Raw genomic sequence first — 16,418 nt, 5'->3', positions numbered from 1 at the left:
TACCGGAGACTGGATAAAGCTGAACCGGCATGACGCAACTGACTCGCGGGGCAATTGTGACGCACTCTGTATACTCTGACTCATTTATCGCCTCTTTGCCCCGGCCGTTCGTTCTAAAAGACGGCACATTGTCCCGATCCGGGCTGACAGCCTTGCAGATTCTGCAAACAGATGCTGCCGGCGGCCGTGCTGACCCGGATGCGCTCCGCCTGAAGGCCGAGTTGGAAATGGCATCGGGCTGCCCGGATTCCGCAGCCCGGACATTCCAAGACCTGCTTGATGCTGCTCCCGGCGATGAAGACGCACTCGACACGCTGATCTCCACGCTGTTGCAGAGCGGACAGTTTGAAACCGCAAGGCAGCAATTTGAACAGCGTCAGCCGGAAGGCAGCGATGACTTTCTGAATCAGGACCGTGCCCTCGCCTATCTGTCCGCAGCCGCATCCTCTGCGGCCTTTGGCGACCTGGATAGTGCCGATTTCGCCGGGCTTTTTTTTCTCAACGCTTTGCTGTCAAAAAACAAATCCTTCCTGTCCCAGGTATCAGGCCTGTTTTCGCAGCATCTTACCAATGAGCTTATCCTGGCCGCCGAGCAATACGTGGCCAGCAAAGGCGGCACCTTTTGCTATGTCAGCCTGGACACGCTCTTCACCGTTGAAAACAGAAGCCAGGCAGAAGAGAGCATTCTGGATCAGCGGCTTTGGGAAAAACCGGAAAACCGCATGACCTGGCTGCGCTCCGGCCCGCCGCATGTCCAGCAAATGTACGGCGGCTTTGACAGTTACTCGCCAGAGTACCTGCATCAGATCTTCTCCGGCCCCGGGAACGCCGTGCTGGCAACCCGCGTTGTGATGAATGACTTTGCCTCCACGCATGTGAACATCTCAGGGAATTTGCGCCGGACGCTGCCGGACATCCGCGAGTTCGACAACCGCATCCTCCTATTGGGCGCTTCGGACGTTTACGGGTTCGGCTGCGAAGACAGGCATACCATTGCCAGTTTCCTGCAGGCATCTGTGGCCGCGGCAGGCAGAAAATACCGGGTGGAAAACCACGGGGTGCGCGGCAACCCTATGCTCGTCTGCCTCTGCAACCTGTTTCAAACGGCCATTGAACCCGGCGATATCGTGGTCCTGTTCGGTGAGCCGGTGGCCGGCAAAACCAGTGAATTCGAACGTGTCCGCCGCCTGCATTGCGATTTTTCGCGGCCGCACGGCAGAGGCGAGATCTTCATCGATCAGTCGCATCTGGGCTGGACCGGTTCGGAATGGGTGGCGGAACAGCTTGAGACCTTCCTGTTCGAAGACAGCGAAGACCGCACTGACAGCCATGCAACGGACCTTCCGCATTTGCCCGGAACAGCGGCCGAAAAAATTGCCCGGAACGGTATAGAACTAATCAAGTACCTGATTTTCAAACACTTCTCTGAGCAATCTGAGAAACAGGGTTTGCTCGAGTACACCCGGTATATCGCAGAGCACACCCAGAAGGCGGCGGGCACGGCCGGCAGCGTTGCGGTCAACTGCAATCCAATTACCCTCGGCCATCTCCACTTGCTGGAATATGCGGCAAGCAAGGTGGATTTTCTGTATGTCTTCGTCATTGAAGAGGATCAGTCCTTCTTCTCCTTCGAAGACCGCATTCAACTGGTCTCGCAGGCGGTCGAGCATCTGCCGAACACCAAGGTTCTGAAGGGCGGGAAATACATCTGCACGGAGTTCACCTACCCGGAGTATTTCACCAAGGATGACGTTCAGAATGTCGCGGCCGACGCATCATTGGAGGCGTGGTTTTTCTGCGAATACATTGCCAAGGCGCTGAACATTTCCACAATCTTCCTGGGCGACGAGCCAAACTGCAAAATCACACAGCAGTACAACGAAAAAATGACTGAAATCCTGCCTGCCTTTGGAATCCAGGTGGATATCATCCCTCGGATTTCTGCCGGCGGCCGCGTCATCAGCGCCTCAACAGTCCGTAAGCTTTTGGCCGACCGGGAATTCGGGCAGATCAAAGAACTGGTGCCAGACTGCACGTACCGGTTCCTGGTGGAGAACTACAGCTAACCCGCCGGGATAGCTCAAGCCGGGGCGGCAGCAGCACGAAAGCTACTCTGCCGCTTCCCGCACCAGCTGGATGAAGGTTTTGACGACCAGGTTCGGTTCCTCGCCGCGTTTGCGGACCAGCTTGATCTCGGACTTCAGATCGAACATGCCATCCCCTACCGAGCGTACCCGGCCTTCGCGCACCCAGATATCGGCAAAGCTCTCCGGCAGGTAGCCGATGTAGCGGCCAGTCAGCACCAGCATGGCAATGCCCTCGATCTGATGCGCGCTGGCGTTTGACGGCAGCCCGCGGGAGACTGGCGCCACCAGGTCTTCATTCAGGTAGGCCCGCTTGCAGAAATTGGCCTGCGGCAGCAGTTCCTCGACCCGGGCAGGCGTGTCAGCAGTAAACAATGGATGGCCGCGGCTGCAGTAAAGCCCAATCCGCTCATATCCCAGGGTCTCATAGATCAGGCCCGGCTTGTGTTTGTGAAACACCCCGACCCCCAGCGCGATCTGGCCGTCCTGCACCGCCATTTCGATGTCATCCGGCGCCAGCGAGTGCATCTCGATCTCAACCTCCGGCGCGATCCGGGTGAATTCGGCCAGGGCACTCATGATCGGTGCCTCGTTGTTGAACACCCAATTGTCGATCGCCGCCACCGGCAGCCGCCCCACCAGCTTGCCGCGGGTGCCGTCCACGGTCTCGCCGAACTGGTCCAGCGCCGCAAACAGCTTGTGCGAGGCGGCATAGACAATCTCGCCCTTGTCGGTCAGCCGGAACCCCTTGCGGCCGCGCTGGCACAGGCGCATGCCCAGCCGGGTCTCCAGATCCGCAATCTGCCGGGAGATGGTGGAGGCCGAAACATTCAGGGTGATCTGCGCCGCCGAAAACCCGCGCGCCTCCACCACCGCGCAGAACACGTAAAGCAGGTGCAAGTCGGCTTTGGAGAGGGCGGGCGGCAGCATGGCGCCACCATACTTGCAAACATATAAAAGTTAAGTCCCTTAGTTTGTAATTTAATAAAAGCTAATCCCGTCCGATCCTGCCGCCCAAGCACGTAATGACTGGGAGGTTGAGCAGCATGGATGCGAGCACGGCGACGGCCAAACGCTGGGGGATCAACAACGACTATGCCAAGCTGACGGATGTTCTGCTGGGCAAGCCGGAGTACTTCAAATGGGTCGAGGCCGGCCCTTTGATCGGCCGCACACTGGCCAATGCCGACAAGACCGGCGTGAAGTTCGACCTGCAGCTGGCGATGAAGCAGCACTCGGAAATGGTCTCGATCTACGAGGGAGCCGGGGTCACCTGCCACTATCTGGACAGCGACGAGGTGCTGCACCGCAACTTCTTTGCCCGCGACAGCTCAGCCATGACACCCTGGGGGGCGCTGATCTGCCATATGCAGCTGAAATGCCGCCGGGCGGATTATGCCACCGCGATCAAGTTCTATCAGGACAACGATATCCCGATCTGGAAGTTCGCCACCGCCGGCCATTTCGAGGGCGGCGACTTCAACATTATCGAGCCGGGCCGGGTGCTGATCGGCTATTGCGGCGAGCGGTCCGAGAAAGAAGGCTCCGAACAGGTGGCGGAGTTTGTCCGCGCCGAAGGCTGGGAGGCGGTGGTGGCCCCGATCAGCCGCGAGTTTGTGCATATGGACGGGCTGATCGTGCCGCTGGCCGAGAAACTGGCGGTGGCCTGCATCGATGCGATGGAGCCCTGGCTGGTGGATATCGTCAAAGGCTGGGGCATTGAGATCGTCGATGTCTCCTATGCCGAAGCCAAGAACCTCGGCGTGAACCTGGTGGCGCTGGGGGATGGCAAGGTGCTGTCGATGGCCGGCGCCAAGGACCTCAACGCCAAAATGCGCGCGCTGGGGTTCGAGGTCTACGATCCGGACATGTCGATGTTCACCCTCGGCGGCGGCGGCGTGCATTGCCTGAGCCAGGCGCTGTGCCGCGAGGACGCATGAGCAGCAACCACCGCATAAACGGCGCCCGGCTGTGGCAGAGCATCATGAAGATGGCCAAGATTGATGCCCTGCCGGGCGGCGGCTGCGGGCGGCTGACGCTCACCGACGGCGATCTGGAAGCGCGCGAGCTGTTCACGCGCTGGTGCGAGGATGCGGGCTGCACTGTCACCTATGACCGGCTGGGCAACATGTTTGCCCGCCGCGCCGGCCGCGACCCGGACGCGCTGCCGATTGCCATCGGCAGCCACCTGGACACTCAGCCGCACGGCGGCAAGTTCGATGGCGTCTACGGCGTGCTTGCGGGCCTTGAGGTGGTGCGCACACTGAACGATCTGGGGCTGGAAACCGATGCCCCGATCGAGATCGTCAACTGGACCAACGAGGAAGGCGCGCGCTTTGCCCCGGCGATGCTGTGTTCGGGCGTCTATGCAGGTTTGTTTGATCTGGAGTTTGCCCTCAGCCGCGAAGATGCCGACGGCCTGCGCTTCGGGGATGAGCTGGCACGGATCGGCTATGCCGGATCAGAACCCTGCGGCGCGCATAAATTCGGAGCCTTCCTGGAAGCCCATATCGAGCAGGGCCCGGTGCTGGAAGCCAATGAGGAAGTGATCGGCGTTGTCACCGGCGGCCAGGGCCAGCGATGGTATGATGTCACCGTCACCGGGCGCGACGCCCATTCCGGCTCCACCCCGATGCCAGGCCGCAGCGACGCGCTGGTGGCCGCGGCCAGACTCATCCAAGAGGTGCAGCGGATCGCCCTGGCCTATGGCCCTGACGGCGTTGGCACCGTGGGCGAGCTGCATGTCAGCCCGAATTCCCGCAACACCATCCCCGGCGAAGTCCGCTTTACCATCGACTTCCGCCACCCCGACGACGCGGTGCTCAGCGGCATGGACAACGCCATCCGCCGCGCCGCCGCCGAGGAGCAGGAGGCAGACGTCGCGCTGGACATGATCTGGCACAATCCGCCGGTGAAATTCGATGCCGCTTGCGTCACTGCCATCGAATCCGCGGCCAAGAACAGCGGTTTGCCCTGGCGCCGGATGGTGTCGGGCGCAGGCCACGACGCCTGCCAGGTGGCGCGCAAAGTGCCCACCGCGATGGTCTTTGTGCCCTGCCGCGGCGGCCTCAGCCACAACGAGGCCGAATGGGCCGAACCTGACCATCTCGAGGCCGGCTGCAATGTTCTGCTGCAAGCCGCCCTATCGCTTTCCAAGCAAATGGCCCCGGCATCGTGATCACGCGCCGGGTGCTCAAACAAAAAAACAAAGTGATCATCCAACAAGGGAGAAGAAACATGACAACAGCAAAGACACTGGCCGCCGCTGCATTGGCCGCCACCCTCGGCAGCACCGCCATGGCGCAGGACGTGGTGATCGGGGTGCCGAACTGGGCCTCGGTCCGCGGTACCGCGCATATCCTGAAGGTGGCGCTGGAAGACAACCTGGGCCTCTCGGTGGAGCTGCAGAACGGCACCAACCCGATCATCTTCGAGGCAATGGACTCCGGCGCCATGCATGTGCACCCGGAGGTCTGGCTGCCCAACCAGCAGAACCTGCACGACACCTTTGTCACCGGCAAGGGCTCGGTGGCCTATAACCCCAACGCGGTGCTCTCTGACCAGCAGATCTGCGTCACCAAGGATACGCAGGAGCGCACCGGCATCTCGGCGCTCAGCGATCTGACCGATCCGGATATGGCTGCCAACTTCGACACCGACGGCGACGGCCGCGGCGAGATGTGGATCGGCGGGGCCGGCTGGGCCTCGACCAACGTCGAGAAGATCCGCGCCAAATCCTATGGCTATGACGAAACCATGAACCTGATGGAAATGGACGAGACCCTGGCGCTGGCCCAGGTCGACAACGCGGTGGCGCAGGGGCAGAACATCGTCTTTTACTGCTATACTCCGCACCACATGTTCTCGCTCTACGACCTGGTGCCGCTGACCGAGCCTGCCTATGACGCCGCCGAATGGGATGTGAAACAGCCGACCGACGATCCGAACTGGCTGGAAAACTCCAAAGCCGGCACTGCCTGGGACGCGGCCAAGCTGCATGTGTTCTATGCTGCAGGTCTGGCCGACAGCCAGCCGGAAGCGGCAGCAATGCTGGGCAAGGTGAAGCTCACCACCGAACAGGTGAACGCAGTGGTCTATGCTCTGTCGGTCGATGGCCAGGACCCGGCAGACTTCGCCCGCAAATGGGTCGATGAGAACGCCGATCTGGTGGACTCCTGGTTCCAGTAAACGCCGGAACCAAAGGGCCACAGGCGGGCGGCACCGCTGCCCGCCAAACGAACCGGGACATCCGGAGACTGAACGTATGACTGACAATGTGATCACGCTGGACGGCGTGTGGAAAATATTCGGAAACAACGCCGATGCGGCGATGGCCGCAATCCGCGAACGCGGCCTGGGCAAGGCCGAGGTGCTGGAGGAATTCAACTGCGTCGTCGGCATCGCCGATGTGTCCTTTGAGGTGAAGCGCGGAGAGATCTTCTGCGTGATGGGGCTGTCGGGCTCCGGCAAATCCACCATGGTGCGCCACCTGAACCGGCTGATCGAACCCACGGCGGGCAATATCTCAGTTATGGGCCGGGACATGCTGACCCTGTCGGACGCCGACCTGCGCGAGATGCGGGCGATGAACATCGGCATGGTGTTCCAGCACATGGCACTGCTGCCGCACCGCACCGTGCGCGACAACGTAGGCTTCCCGCTGCAGGTGCGCGGCGAGCCGAAGTCCACCCGCTGGGAAGTCTCGCAACGCTGCCTGGACAAGGTGAACCTGACCGGCTTCGAAGACCGCTTCCCGCGCGAGCTGTCCGGCGGCATGCAGCAGCGGGTCGGTCTGGCCCGCGCGCTGGCCTCGGACCCGGATGTGCTGCTGATGGACGAGCCGTTCTCGGCGCTGGACCCGCTGATCCGCCGCCAGCTGCAGGATCAGTTCATGAAACTGTCGGCAGAGCTGAACAAGACCACCGTCTTCATCACCCACGACCTGGATGAGGCGATCCGTATCGGCAACCGCATCGCCATCATGAAGGACGGCCGTATCGTGCAGATCGGCACGCCGGAAGAGATCGTCACCCAGCCCGCCGACGACTATGTGCGCGACTTTGTCGAAGGCATCTCCAAGCTGAAGCTGGTCTTCGCCCATTCGATCATGGTGCCGATCAGCGAATACCAACCGACCCGCCCGGTGAACTTCGACGAAAGCCCAAGGGCGCACCACGGCACCGATCTGGACCAGCTGATCGACATCGCCACCTCGACCGAGAACGTGATTGTCATCACCGGCGATGACGGCGCCGACATCGGCGTGGTCGACCGCGCCACGCTGCTGAAAGGCATTCAGGGGGGCAAGGCATGAAGGATACGAACTTTCAATCGCCCGATCTGAGCGTCGAAGAATTTGCCGTCGAAAACGGCCCCTACTACGCCCGCGAATTCGCCCGCATCCAGGGCAAGACCGGCTTTGCCTGGTCCTGGAACACCATGGCCGCCGTCTGCGGCCCCTTGTGGGGCGCGGCCCGCGGGGCCTGGGGCTTTTTCTGGATGTTCCTGGTGCTGGAGCTGTTTGCCCTGGTGCAGATCGGCCGGGGCCTCTGGGGTGAACTCGGTGCCGACCAGCTGGCCCGCTACGAACGCTTGCTGGGCAATATCGCCAAACGCGAGGCACAGGCCGCTGACCTGACCGCCGCAGGCGACGCTGCAGGCGCTGCCGCCAAGCTAAAGATCGCCGACAACCTGCGCGCCGCCGCCGATAAGGCGCTGGAGGCTGCCAATGCCGCCAGCAGCACCGCACTCGCCATTCTGCTGACCGGCCTTGCCCTGATGGCCGTGATCAAACTGGCCGAGGGCTTTTATGCCAACACCGCCTACGAGGCGCAGTACCTGCGCTGGCGTTCCGGCCAAAAGGCGCAGTCGGGGATGAGCCGCAATGGGCTGATCTTCGGCGCCATCGGCCTCTTGGCAATCTGGCCGCTGACTCTGGTGCGTTTCACCGTCGCCAAACCGGACGAGGCCATGGCCAGCGTCACCGGCGGGCTGTTGGGCGGGCGCCTGCCGATCACCGAGTTCCCGGTCGGCAAGGAATACTTCGCCGCGCTGTCCAAGAAAGGCGATGCCGGGTTTGACTGGCTGGCGAACAACTTTGGAGATGTCTTCGACGGGGTGACCGCCGGCATCCGCTGGGTGCTGGACGGGCTCGAAGTGCTGCTGATCCAGACCCCCTGGCCGGTGGTGATGTTTGTGACCGTGGTCATGGCCCTGCGCCTGGCCGGGCCGCGGGTGGCGATCTTTACTGCCGCGTCGCTCGCCTACCTGGCCTTCATGGGCCTGTGGGAGCTGGCGATGATCACCGTGGCGCTGATCGGCGCGGGGGCCTTCCTCTGCGTGGCGATCGGCATTCCTCTGGGCATCTGGTTCGGCAAATCCAAACGCGCCTATGCGATTGCGGAACCGGTGCTGGACTTCATGCAGACCATGCCGGCCTTTGTCTACCTGATCCCGATCATCGCCTTCTTTGGCACCGGCAAGCCGCCGGGGGTGCTGGCCACGCTGGTCTTTGCGATGCCGCCGGTGATCCGCCTGACTGCCCTGGGCATGCGCGGCGTGCCGGAGGCCACCAAGGAAGCCGCCATCGCCTTTGGCTGCTCGCGCCGCCAGCTGTTGTTCAATGTCGAGCTGCCTCTGGCGCTGCCTTCGATCATGACCGGCATCAACCAGACCATCCTGATGTCGCTGTCGATGGTGGTGATCGCCTCGCTGATCGGAGCCGAAGGCCTGGGCGCCCTGATCCTGGAAGCGCTGCAGTATGCGGCCAAAGGCCAGGGCCTCCTGGGCGGTCTCGCCATCCTGTTCTGCGCCATGGTCATCGACCGTATCGCGCAAGGCGCCTACCGCAAGAAAACCGGCGAAAGCTGACCCCTCCCCCGGGCTGTTCCCGGACTGCCCCGGTGCTGAAGATCTGGCATCGGGGCTCTTTTCCCTAACACGCAGGACCGAAAATGGCTGACGAACACCTGAAATCCATGATGGAGAACCTCTACTGGTGGGGCATCCCCACCATGTTCCGCTGCCCTAACGAAAGCCCCGAGAACCAGGACATCGCCCTGGTCGGGGTGCCGCATTCCACCGGCAACGGCACCACGGAACGCGACCAGCACCTGGGCCCGCGCGCGCTGCGCAATGTCTCGGCCGTCGGGCGCCGGGTGCATGGCGGCTTTGAACTGAACCCCTGGGACGCCGCCAAAATCGCCGACATCGGCGACGTGCCCTTCCCGCGCGCCAATGACAACGAGGACTGCATCGAGCAGATCACCCGCTTCTACCAGCAGATCGACGCGGCAGGCGCCCGCCCCGTCTCCATCGGCGGCGACCACTCGATCACCGGCGGCATCGTGCAGGCCATCGGCTGCGGCCAGATTACCAAGGGCGAGCCGGTCTGTTTTCTGCATTTCGACGCCCATACGGATGTGTTCACCAAGGTCGATCACTTCCTGGGCGCCAAGAAGTCCGCAGCCCATTGGGGCGCCTATCTGGTGGACCAGGGCAAGGTCGACCCGCACCACTCGATGCAGATCGGCATCCGCGGCCATGCCCGCACCCTGGACTGGCTGCAGCCGTCTTATGACTATGGCTACAACATCGTCACCATGAAGGAATTCCGCAAACGCGGGGTTGAGGATGTGGTGGCGCAGATCAAGGAAGTGATGGCGGGCCGGCCTGTTTACATCACCTTCGACCTCGACTGCCTGGACCCGACGATTGCCCCTGCGGTTTCGAACCTGGAGCCGGGTGAAAAGGGCTTTGACATCGATGAAGCTGTCGCCCTGCTGCACAGCGTTCGCGGCATGAACATCGTCGGCGGCGATATCGTCTGCATGATGCCGACCAAGGACAGCCCGAACCAGATCACCGCCCTGACCGCCTCTGCTATCATGTTCGAGATGATTTCGATGATTGCGGAAAACGTAAAGAACGGAGCAACTGCATGACCCAAACAGGCGATGACTTCTTCCAGCCGGTCTCGGCCATGGATCTGCCCCGCTTTGCCGGGGTGCCAACCTTCATGCGGCTGCCGTCGCTGACACCGGACCACCCGCGGTATGAAGATGTTCAAATGGGGCTGATCGGCGTGCCCTGGGACGGCGGCACTACCAACCGCCCCGGCGCCCGCCACGGGCCGCGGCAGCTGCGCGATTATTCCACCATGATCCGCGCGATGAACCCGGTCACTGGCGTGAATCCCTTTACCACCGTCAACTGCGCCGACCTGGGCGACGTGCCGCCTAATCCAGTGGATATCCAGGACAGTCTGGAACGCATCACCGCCTATTACAGCGGCTTCAAGGCAGCCGGCATCACCCCGATGACCGCAGGCGGCGATCATCTGATCACCCTGCCGATCCTGCGGGCGCTGGCGGCGGACGGCCCGCTGGGGCTGGTCCAATTCGACAGCCACACAGACCTCTTCGACAGCTACTTCGGCGGCTACAAATACACCCACGGCACCCCGTTCCGCCGCGCAGTGGAGGAAGGGCTGGTCGACCCCAAACGCTTTGTTCAGGTCGGCATCCGCGGCACCGCCTATAACACCGAGGACATCGAGTGGGGCCTGGAGCAGGGCATCCGCATCATCCGGGTGGAAGAGCTGTTCGACCGCGGTTTCAAGGATGTCATGGAAGAAGTGCGCGGCATCCTTGGCAGCCAGCCCGCTTATTGCACCTATGACATTGATTTCGTTGACCCGACCTATGCGCCTGGCACCGGCACGCCTGAGATCGGCGGCCCCAACAGCTTCCAGGCGCAGCAGGTGATCCGCGAACTGGCCGGCGTCAACCTGATCGGCGCCGATCTGGTCGAGGTGGCACCGCCCTTTGACGAGTCCGGCAGCACCGCCTGGCTGGGCATCTCGCTGATGTTCGAGCTGATGTGCGTGCTCTCGCAGGCGATGGCCGCCAGCAGCCGCTGAAACAATGGGAGCGGCCTAACGCGGCCGCTCCACCACCCCGTATTGCGCATAGCCGCGATAAAGCTGGCGGTGCCGCATGGTGCCGCCAATGTCTGCTGCAGCATTGCCCAGCGCTTCCTCCAGCTCCAAACGCGGAGTCACATGGAACTTGCCCAGCCAGCGGTTCAACCCGTTGCCGAACCATGCCGGCCAGCCGCACTGGCCCGAGAAATCAACCACATGCAGCTGCCCGCCCGGTGTCAGATGGGCACAGGCCATGCGCAGGGCGCCCTGCCAGTCCGGGATCATCGAGATACCGTAGGAAATGAACACCCGGTCGAACCGGGCGCGGCGGAACAGCTGCGCACCGTCGAAACCGCAGGCGTCCGCCTGAGCCAGCTGCACCCGCGGGTGCACTTTTGCACGGGCCGAGGTCAGCATCTCGGCCGAGATATCCAGCCCATAGAAGGCGCACTGCGGATACTTCCGCGCCGCGGCCTGCAGGTTCCGCCCGGTTCCGCAGGCCACCTCCAGCACATGCGACCCCTCGAGCGGGTTCAGCTCGCTGATCAGCCGGTCGCGTCCGAACAGGTAGTATTTGCGGGTCAGATCATAGAACAGCCGCTGATGGCGGTAGGTTTCGTCCATCAGCGCGGCATGGGAGGTGGCGGCGGAATCAAGCATCGGTCTCAGCCCTGAAAACGGTAAAGGTGGAAAGCGCCGTAAATGGCAGAACGGTCCTGCGCGGTGCCGCGGGCCGAGGCCTCGGCATCATAAGCCCAGCGGTTCAAAGTGTCCGGACGCACCCGGTCTGGCAGGATGTCCGCAGTGCCGCCGGTGCGAAAGATCACCCGGGCACCGGGAGCGGCCGTGCGGGTAATCTGCGACCACAGCGCATTCAGCTGCGCATCATTCATCCAGTCCTGCGCATCCAGCAGCACATAGCCCTGTTTCGACCGATCAGCTTCCCCGGCCAGCAGGTCGGTCAGCGAGCGGTTCACGATCCGACCCCGGCCTGCATAGTCCCGCAGCACCTCAAAGTTTTCTTGCAACAGGTAAGGCGGCAGCGATGCGTCCGGCGCCGGGTCGTAGCAGCGGGCAAAGGCCTGCCAGGCAAAGTAATTGTCCCGGACCGGAAAATCGCACATCAGCTTGCGCACCCGCTCGCGCAGCACCGGCAGCACATCGCCGCCGCCGTCCGCCGCCAGCTTGTCGTATTGCGCAGGCGGGATGCCCAGCCCGAACAGTGACGCCCGGAAGCCCGCCAGCTTGCGCACCAGCCACATGTCGAACAGCGGCGCGATCCGGCTGTCAAAAAACGCTTTCTGCTCATCCAGACTGCGGGCAGCCAGCAGCGGCGCAAAATCCACGCCGCCCAGCCGGGCAAGCAGATGCACGGCCCCCAGGAACCGGCCCAGCAGCCCATGCCGGTAAAATCCCCTCTGAAACACCCCGATCCGGCGGCGGAACAGCGGCTTGCCATCCCAGAACTCCCGCGTGCTTTTATCCAGGCTGCCGCGGATGCAGCGGTCATACAGTTCCGCATTGCCGGCCATGTCAGCACGCCCGAACAACTGGTAGAAGGCCGCATAGTCCGGCAAAGACCGGGCCGCAGCCAGTTTCAATCTGCCAAGCGCGACATGCGCCGGCGAAAGATCCACAGCAGTGACCGACGCCGGACCGGCAGTCAGGTAGGACAGCATGTTGCAGCTGCCGGAGGCAATGCAGATCAGATTGTCTTCCGGCGCAATATCCAGCGCCTCCATGTCTACCAAAGGGTCTTCCCAGATCTGCGGATAGACCAGCCCCAGAAAAAGCCTGGAGAATAGCGTCTCCAGCCATCCGGTTGCGGCATCGCCTTCCTGCAGAACGGCGGCGTCCAGCTGTGCCTGTGCGGTGCTACTCATATCTCAGAGCCTTCTTCATACGTTTTCAAGTTGTTTCTGACGGGTGCGGGCGCGCCGCGTGCGCACCCGGTGCCGGGCCTGCCGGGCAGAGCGCTCCCAGTCGATGAGAGCCAGCCGACCGCTGTCCAGCTCGACCACCGCAGTGCAGCTCTCGACCCAGTCGCCGGTGTTCACGTACGTCACGCCGTTCATATCGCGGATGGCAGCGCTGTGAATATGGCCGCAGACCACCCCGTCATAGCCGCCGCGCCGGGCCTCGGCGGTCAGCACGTTTTCATACTCGCTGATAAAGCTGACCGCCTGCTTGACCTGATGCTTGGCCCATTTCGACAAGGACCAGTACTGCCCGCCCCACAGGCGGCGTGCCCGGTTGATATGAGTATTGAGCCACAGCATGAGCTCATAGGCCCGGTCCCCAAGGCGGGCGAGCCATTTGGCATGCACCACCACTGAGTCAAACTGATCGCCATGGGTCACCAGGTACTTCCTGCCGTCTGCGGCATTGAAATCCGCGGTTTGCTTCACCTCGATGCCGCCGAAATGCGTACCCAGGTAAGAGCGCAGAAACTCGTCGTGGTTGCCGGGGATCAGATAGATGCTGGCGCCGCCATGGGCCTTGGCCAGCAACGCCTGCACCACATCGTTGTGCGCCTGCGGCCATAGGAAGCCTTTGCGCCTGATCCGCCAGGCGTCGATAATGTCGCCGACCAGGTAATAGCTCTCGGCCTCATGCCGGTTCAGGAAGTCCAGAAGCAGCTCTGCCTGGCAGCCGGGAGTGCCCAGGTGAATATCCGACAGAAAGATGGTGCGGTACTTCATGCGGTGCGCCCCAGCCTGATCGCTTGGCCGCAGCCATAGCGCGCCAGCTTAACAGAACCGTGACGCCGGGCATTTGGTGCGAAATACCTGTCCGCCTCCGGGCGTTTCCGTTTGACGCCCCCCGCAAACAGGCATATATGCGCCTCACACGGCACCGGCCCAGGTGGCGGAATTGGTAGACGCGCTAGCTTCAGGTGCTAGTGTCCGTATGGACGTGGAGGTTCGAGTCCTCTCCTGGGCACCATTTTCCAGCAACATACTGTTTCTGACGGCCATCCAATGCAGGATGCCGCTGAATTCCCTGCAGTTTTTGAGCTGTTTCAGCCACTGTCGGATCAAAGTATGGAATTTCAGTCTTTAACTCGAATTTTATTAGCGGTTATGAGCGTATTGATTGCGGCTGAAACCGGAATTTCTCTTTGAAATTGACAGGTGTCTGCAAACCCCGCCGGCAATTGGCAGCTGGAAGGAAGGAATTGTTTCATGCGTCTGGACCACAACAGTATTGCTCATACAGGCGAAACTGACGGCGTGGCATCCGCCAGAGTGGTAGAAACGACAGACGCTGCTGCGGGAACGTCGACACGCTACAGCATGTCCGAAGGAGACACCTTCGAAGGCAACCTCTCCAGCGCCGGCGACAGGGATTGGGTCGCCATCGACTTTCATGCTGGCGAAACCTACACAATTGAAATCACAGGCCAGGCCAGCGGCGGCGGCACGCTGTACGATCCGTACTTGCGGCTGTATTCGGCAGACGGCGTTCTGGTTGACCTCGACGATGACGGCGGCAGCGGCCAATGGGAATCCCTGCTCACTTTCTCCGCAAGCACATCCGGCACCTACTACATCAGCGCCGGCGCTTACAGCGACCGTTACGCGGGCAGCTATACCATATCGGTCGAGGAAGACACGCCGCCGGAGCCCGCCGCACCAGGCACCCTGGACCAGCTGGCCGGGTATCTGACAGATGGCTTCTGGCAGGATGTCGGGCAATCGCCCAGACGCTTTGACACCTCCGGGGACAATGTCATCACCGTGGATCTGAGCGGTTTGACGGCCGACGGCAGGCAGCTCGCCCGCTGGGCGCTAGAGGCCTGGGAAATGGTTGCGGATATCACGTTTGCAGAGACCACCCAAAACGCGGACATCACCTTTGACGACGAAGAGTCCGGAGCCTATGCGTTTTCAAATGTAACAAACGGCATTATTCAGTCCTCCACTGTGAACGTCGGCACCTCCTGGCTGTCCTATTACGGCAGCAGCATCGACAGCTATTCTTACCAGACCTACGTCCATGAGATCGGCCATGCGCTGGGACTGGGGCATCAGGGCAATTACAACGGCAGCGGCAGCTACGGTTCTGACGAGGAATTCTCCAATGACAGCTGGCAGCTGTCGGTGATGTCCTATTTCAGCCAAGGCGAAAACACTACTGTGGATGCCAGCACTGCGTATCTGCTGACTCCGATGCAGGCCGACATCATCGCAATCCAGGACCTCTACGGAGCACCCGGCGATAAAGGGGCAACCGCCGGAAACACCACCTGGGGCGGCGGCAGCCGGCTGACCGGCGTGCTGAACGATTATTTCAACCAGCGGAACGACTATGAAGGCAATGACGTCGCCTATACCATCTACGATCAAAGCGGTGTCGATACGCTGGACATCAGCCGCTATTTTCAGGACAGCCGCGCCGACCTGCGGGCCGGGCAGTTCTCCGATGTCGGCGGGCTGACCGGCAATATCGGAATCGCACGCGGCACCGTGATTGAAAACCTGATTGCCGGCTCAGGCGACGACCGGGTTATCGGCAATACCGCCGGCAACCGCATCAGCGGCCAGAACGGAAATGACACCATTGCCGGCAGGACAGGTAATGACACGCTGCTGGGCGGCAACGGCAATGATGTGCTTTGGGGCGGTCAGCAGAGCGACCGGCTGCAGGGCGGCGACGGCGCAGACCGGCTCTTTGGCCAGGACGGTTTTGACCTGCTGTGGGGCGGTCAGGGCGATGACCGCCTGTTTGGCGGCAACCACGGCGACCAGCTGTTCGGCGGCATGCGCAACGACAGGCTGCAGGGCGACGGCGGCAGCGACTGGCTGCAGGGCGATGACGGCCGTGACACGCTGGTAGGCAACTCCGGCCATGACACACTGCGCGGCGGCAGCGGCGACGACTGGCTGTGGGGCGGGTTTCAGGGCGACCGGCTGAAGGGCGAAGCCGGGGCCGACCATCTGTATGGCCAGGGCGGTTATGACCTGTTGTGGGGCGGCTGGGGAAACGACGAGCTGTTCGGCGGCAACGAGGGCGACCAGCTGTTCGGCGGCCAGAACAACGACCGCCTGCTGGGCGAGGCGGGCAATGACTGGCTTGAGGGCGGCGCCGGCGCTGACCGGCTGCTGGGTCATTCCGGCGCAGACACGCTGGTGGGCGGCGCCGGAAACGACCTGCTGTGGGCAGGCACCGGCAACGATGTCTTTGTGTTTGCTGCCGGTCATGGCCGCGACACCATTTCCGGCTTCACCCCGGGCAGCGACCTGATCCGCCTCGACGGGCTGGCGGGCGGCTATCAGGCACTGGGCATCAGCCGCCTGGACGGCGGCACATTGATCGAAACCGGCGGCGGCCAGCTGTTTCTCGAGGGGCTGCTGCCGCGGCAGCTGGATGCGGCGGATTTCCTGTTCTGAGCCCGCAGCCAAGGCTGC

At 62.3% G+C, this 16,418-nt stretch carries 13 protein-coding genes and 1 tRNA gene; 10 read left to right on the top strand and 4 right to left on the bottom strand.

Annotation, left to right across the window (positions count from 1 at the left end; translation table 11 throughout):
* The first annotated feature begins 152 nt into the window (after positions 1-152).
* Positions 153-2,066: a hypothetical protein gene (locus tag RA20_RS08350; RefSeq protein WP_052248888.1), complete on the top strand. Its 1,914-nt coding sequence runs from the start codon at positions 153-155 to the stop codon at positions 2,064-2,066.
* 42 nt (positions 2,067-2,108) lie between these two features.
* On the opposite strand, the gene RA20_RS08345 is transcribed toward RA20_RS08350, so the two are convergent.
* Complete coding sequence (locus tag RA20_RS08345) at positions 2,109-3,014, bottom strand: LysR family transcriptional regulator (protein ID WP_039126705.1); 906 nt, start codon at positions 3,012-3,014, stop codon at positions 2,109-2,111.
* A gap of 116 nt (positions 3,015-3,130) precedes the next feature.
* Between RA20_RS08345 and RA20_RS08340 the strand changes: the two genes are divergently transcribed.
* From RA20_RS08340 to speB, 7 genes are all read left to right on the top strand, one after another.
* A complete protein-coding gene (locus RA20_RS08340; protein WP_039126702.1) occupies positions 3,131-4,024 on the top strand; it encodes a dimethylarginine dimethylaminohydrolase family protein in 894 nt (297 codons plus the stop codon).
* The gene (locus RA20_RS08335) at positions 4,021-5,262 is read left to right on the top strand and encodes a Zn-dependent hydrolase (RefSeq protein ID WP_052248887.1); all 1,242 of its coding nucleotides are present in this window, start codon (positions 4,021-4,023) and stop codon (positions 5,260-5,262) included. Before RA20_RS08340 ends, RA20_RS08335 begins: the two co-directional genes overlap by 4 nt.
* A gap of 59 nt (positions 5,263-5,321) precedes the next feature.
* Complete coding sequence (locus RA20_RS08330; RefSeq protein WP_039126696.1) at positions 5,322-6,272, top strand: ABC transporter substrate-binding protein; 951 nt, start codon at positions 5,322-5,324, stop codon at positions 6,270-6,272.
* 76 nt (positions 6,273-6,348) lie between these two features.
* A complete protein-coding gene (locus RA20_RS08325; protein ID WP_039126694.1) occupies positions 6,349-7,398 on the top strand; it encodes a quaternary amine ABC transporter ATP-binding protein in 1,050 nt (349 codons plus the stop codon).
* Positions 7,395-8,954, top strand: coding sequence for an ABC transporter permease (locus RA20_RS08320; RefSeq protein ID WP_039126692.1), 1,560 nt, complete (start codon positions 7,395-7,397; stop codon positions 8,952-8,954). The genes RA20_RS08325 and RA20_RS08320 overlap by 4 nt, the downstream gene beginning before the upstream one ends.
* 83 nt (positions 8,955-9,037) lie before the next feature.
* The gene (locus tag RA20_RS08315; protein WP_039126689.1) at positions 9,038-10,027 is read left to right on the top strand and encodes an arginase family protein; all 990 of its coding nucleotides are present in this window, start codon (positions 9,038-9,040) and stop codon (positions 10,025-10,027) included.
* The gene (gene speB, locus RA20_RS08310; RefSeq protein WP_039126687.1) at positions 10,024-11,004 is read left to right on the top strand and encodes an agmatinase; all 981 of its coding nucleotides are present in this window, start codon (positions 10,024-10,026) and stop codon (positions 11,002-11,004) included. The genes RA20_RS08315 and speB overlap by 4 nt, the downstream gene beginning before the upstream one ends.
* A gap of 15 nt (positions 11,005-11,019) precedes the next feature.
* Here the strand turns inward: speB and RA20_RS08305 are convergent, their stop codons facing one another.
* From RA20_RS08305 to RA20_RS08295, 3 genes are read right to left on the bottom strand one after another with little or no spacing between them, the layout of a single operon-like run.
* Positions 11,020-11,667 (bottom strand): class I SAM-dependent methyltransferase, encoded by a 648-nt coding sequence (locus tag RA20_RS08305; RefSeq protein ID WP_039126686.1) that lies wholly within the window; start codon positions 11,665-11,667, stop codon positions 11,020-11,022.
* A 5-nt stretch (positions 11,668-11,672) separates the two neighbouring features.
* Positions 11,673-12,890, bottom strand: coding sequence for a DUF3419 family protein (locus RA20_RS08300; RefSeq protein ID WP_039126683.1), 1,218 nt, complete (start codon positions 12,888-12,890; stop codon positions 11,673-11,675).
* A gap of 15 nt (positions 12,891-12,905) precedes the next feature.
* A complete protein-coding gene (locus tag RA20_RS08295) occupies positions 12,906-13,709 on the bottom strand; it encodes a UDP-2,3-diacylglucosamine diphosphatase (protein ID WP_039126680.1) in 804 nt (267 codons plus the stop codon).
* Positions 13,710-13,866: 157 nt separating this feature from the next.
* On the opposite strand from RA20_RS08295, the gene RA20_RS08290 reads away from it, so the two are divergent.
* Positions 13,867-13,953 (top strand) — tRNA-Leu (locus RA20_RS08290).
* Positions 13,954-14,192: 239 nt separating this feature from the next.
* Positions 14,193-16,400 carry a M10 family metallopeptidase gene (locus RA20_RS24585; protein WP_082017941.1) on the top strand — a complete coding sequence of 736 codons (2,208 nt, stop codon included), beginning with the start codon at positions 14,193-14,195 and terminating at the stop codon, positions 16,398-16,400.
* Positions 16,401-16,418 lie beyond the last annotated feature (18 nt).

Source organism: Leisingera sp. ANG-Vp (assembly GCF_000813725.1).
GTDB lineage: Bacteria > Pseudomonadota > Alphaproteobacteria > Rhodobacterales > Rhodobacteraceae > Leisingera.
Note: the sequence above shows the minus strand (reverse complement) of the source record. Positions and strands in the feature narration are given on the sequence as shown.

What these genes read in the sequence shown, in the direction of transcription:
- RA20_RS08315 (WP_039126689.1), top strand. Translation starts at nt 9,038, where the DNA reads ATGGCTGACGAACACCTGAAATCCATGATGGAGAACCTCTACTGGTGG.
- RA20_RS08295 (WP_039126680.1), bottom strand. Translation starts at nt 13,709, where the DNA reads ATGAAGTACCGCACCATCTTTCTGTCGGATATTCACCTGGGCACTCCC.
- RA20_RS08335 (WP_052248887.1), top strand. Translation starts at nt 4,021, where the DNA reads ATGAGCAGCAACCACCGCATAAACGGCGCCCGGCTGTGGCAGAGCATC.
- RA20_RS08300 (WP_039126683.1), bottom strand. Translation starts at nt 12,890, where the DNA reads ATGAGTAGCACCGCACAGGCACAGCTGGACGCCGCCGTTCTGCAGGAA.
- RA20_RS08345 (WP_039126705.1), bottom strand. Translation starts at nt 3,014, where the DNA reads ATGCTGCCGCCCGCCCTCTCCAAAGCCGACTTGCACCTGCTTTACGTG.
- RA20_RS24585 (WP_082017941.1), top strand. Translation starts at nt 14,193, where the DNA reads ATGCGTCTGGACCACAACAGTATTGCTCATACAGGCGAAACTGACGGC.
- RA20_RS08305 (WP_039126686.1), bottom strand. Translation starts at nt 11,667, where the DNA reads ATGCTTGATTCCGCCGCCACCTCCCATGCCGCGCTGATGGACGAAACC.
- RA20_RS08325 (WP_039126694.1), top strand. Translation starts at nt 6,349, where the DNA reads ATGACTGACAATGTGATCACGCTGGACGGCGTGTGGAAAATATTCGGA.
- RA20_RS08330 (WP_039126696.1), top strand. Translation starts at nt 5,322, where the DNA reads ATGACAACAGCAAAGACACTGGCCGCCGCTGCATTGGCCGCCACCCTC.
- RA20_RS08320 (WP_039126692.1), top strand. Translation starts at nt 7,395, where the DNA reads ATGAAGGATACGAACTTTCAATCGCCCGATCTGAGCGTCGAAGAATTT.
- speB (WP_039126687.1), top strand. Translation starts at nt 10,024, where the DNA reads ATGACCCAAACAGGCGATGACTTCTTCCAGCCGGTCTCGGCCATGGAT.
- RA20_RS08340 (WP_039126702.1), top strand. Translation starts at nt 3,131, where the DNA reads ATGGATGCGAGCACGGCGACGGCCAAACGCTGGGGGATCAACAACGAC.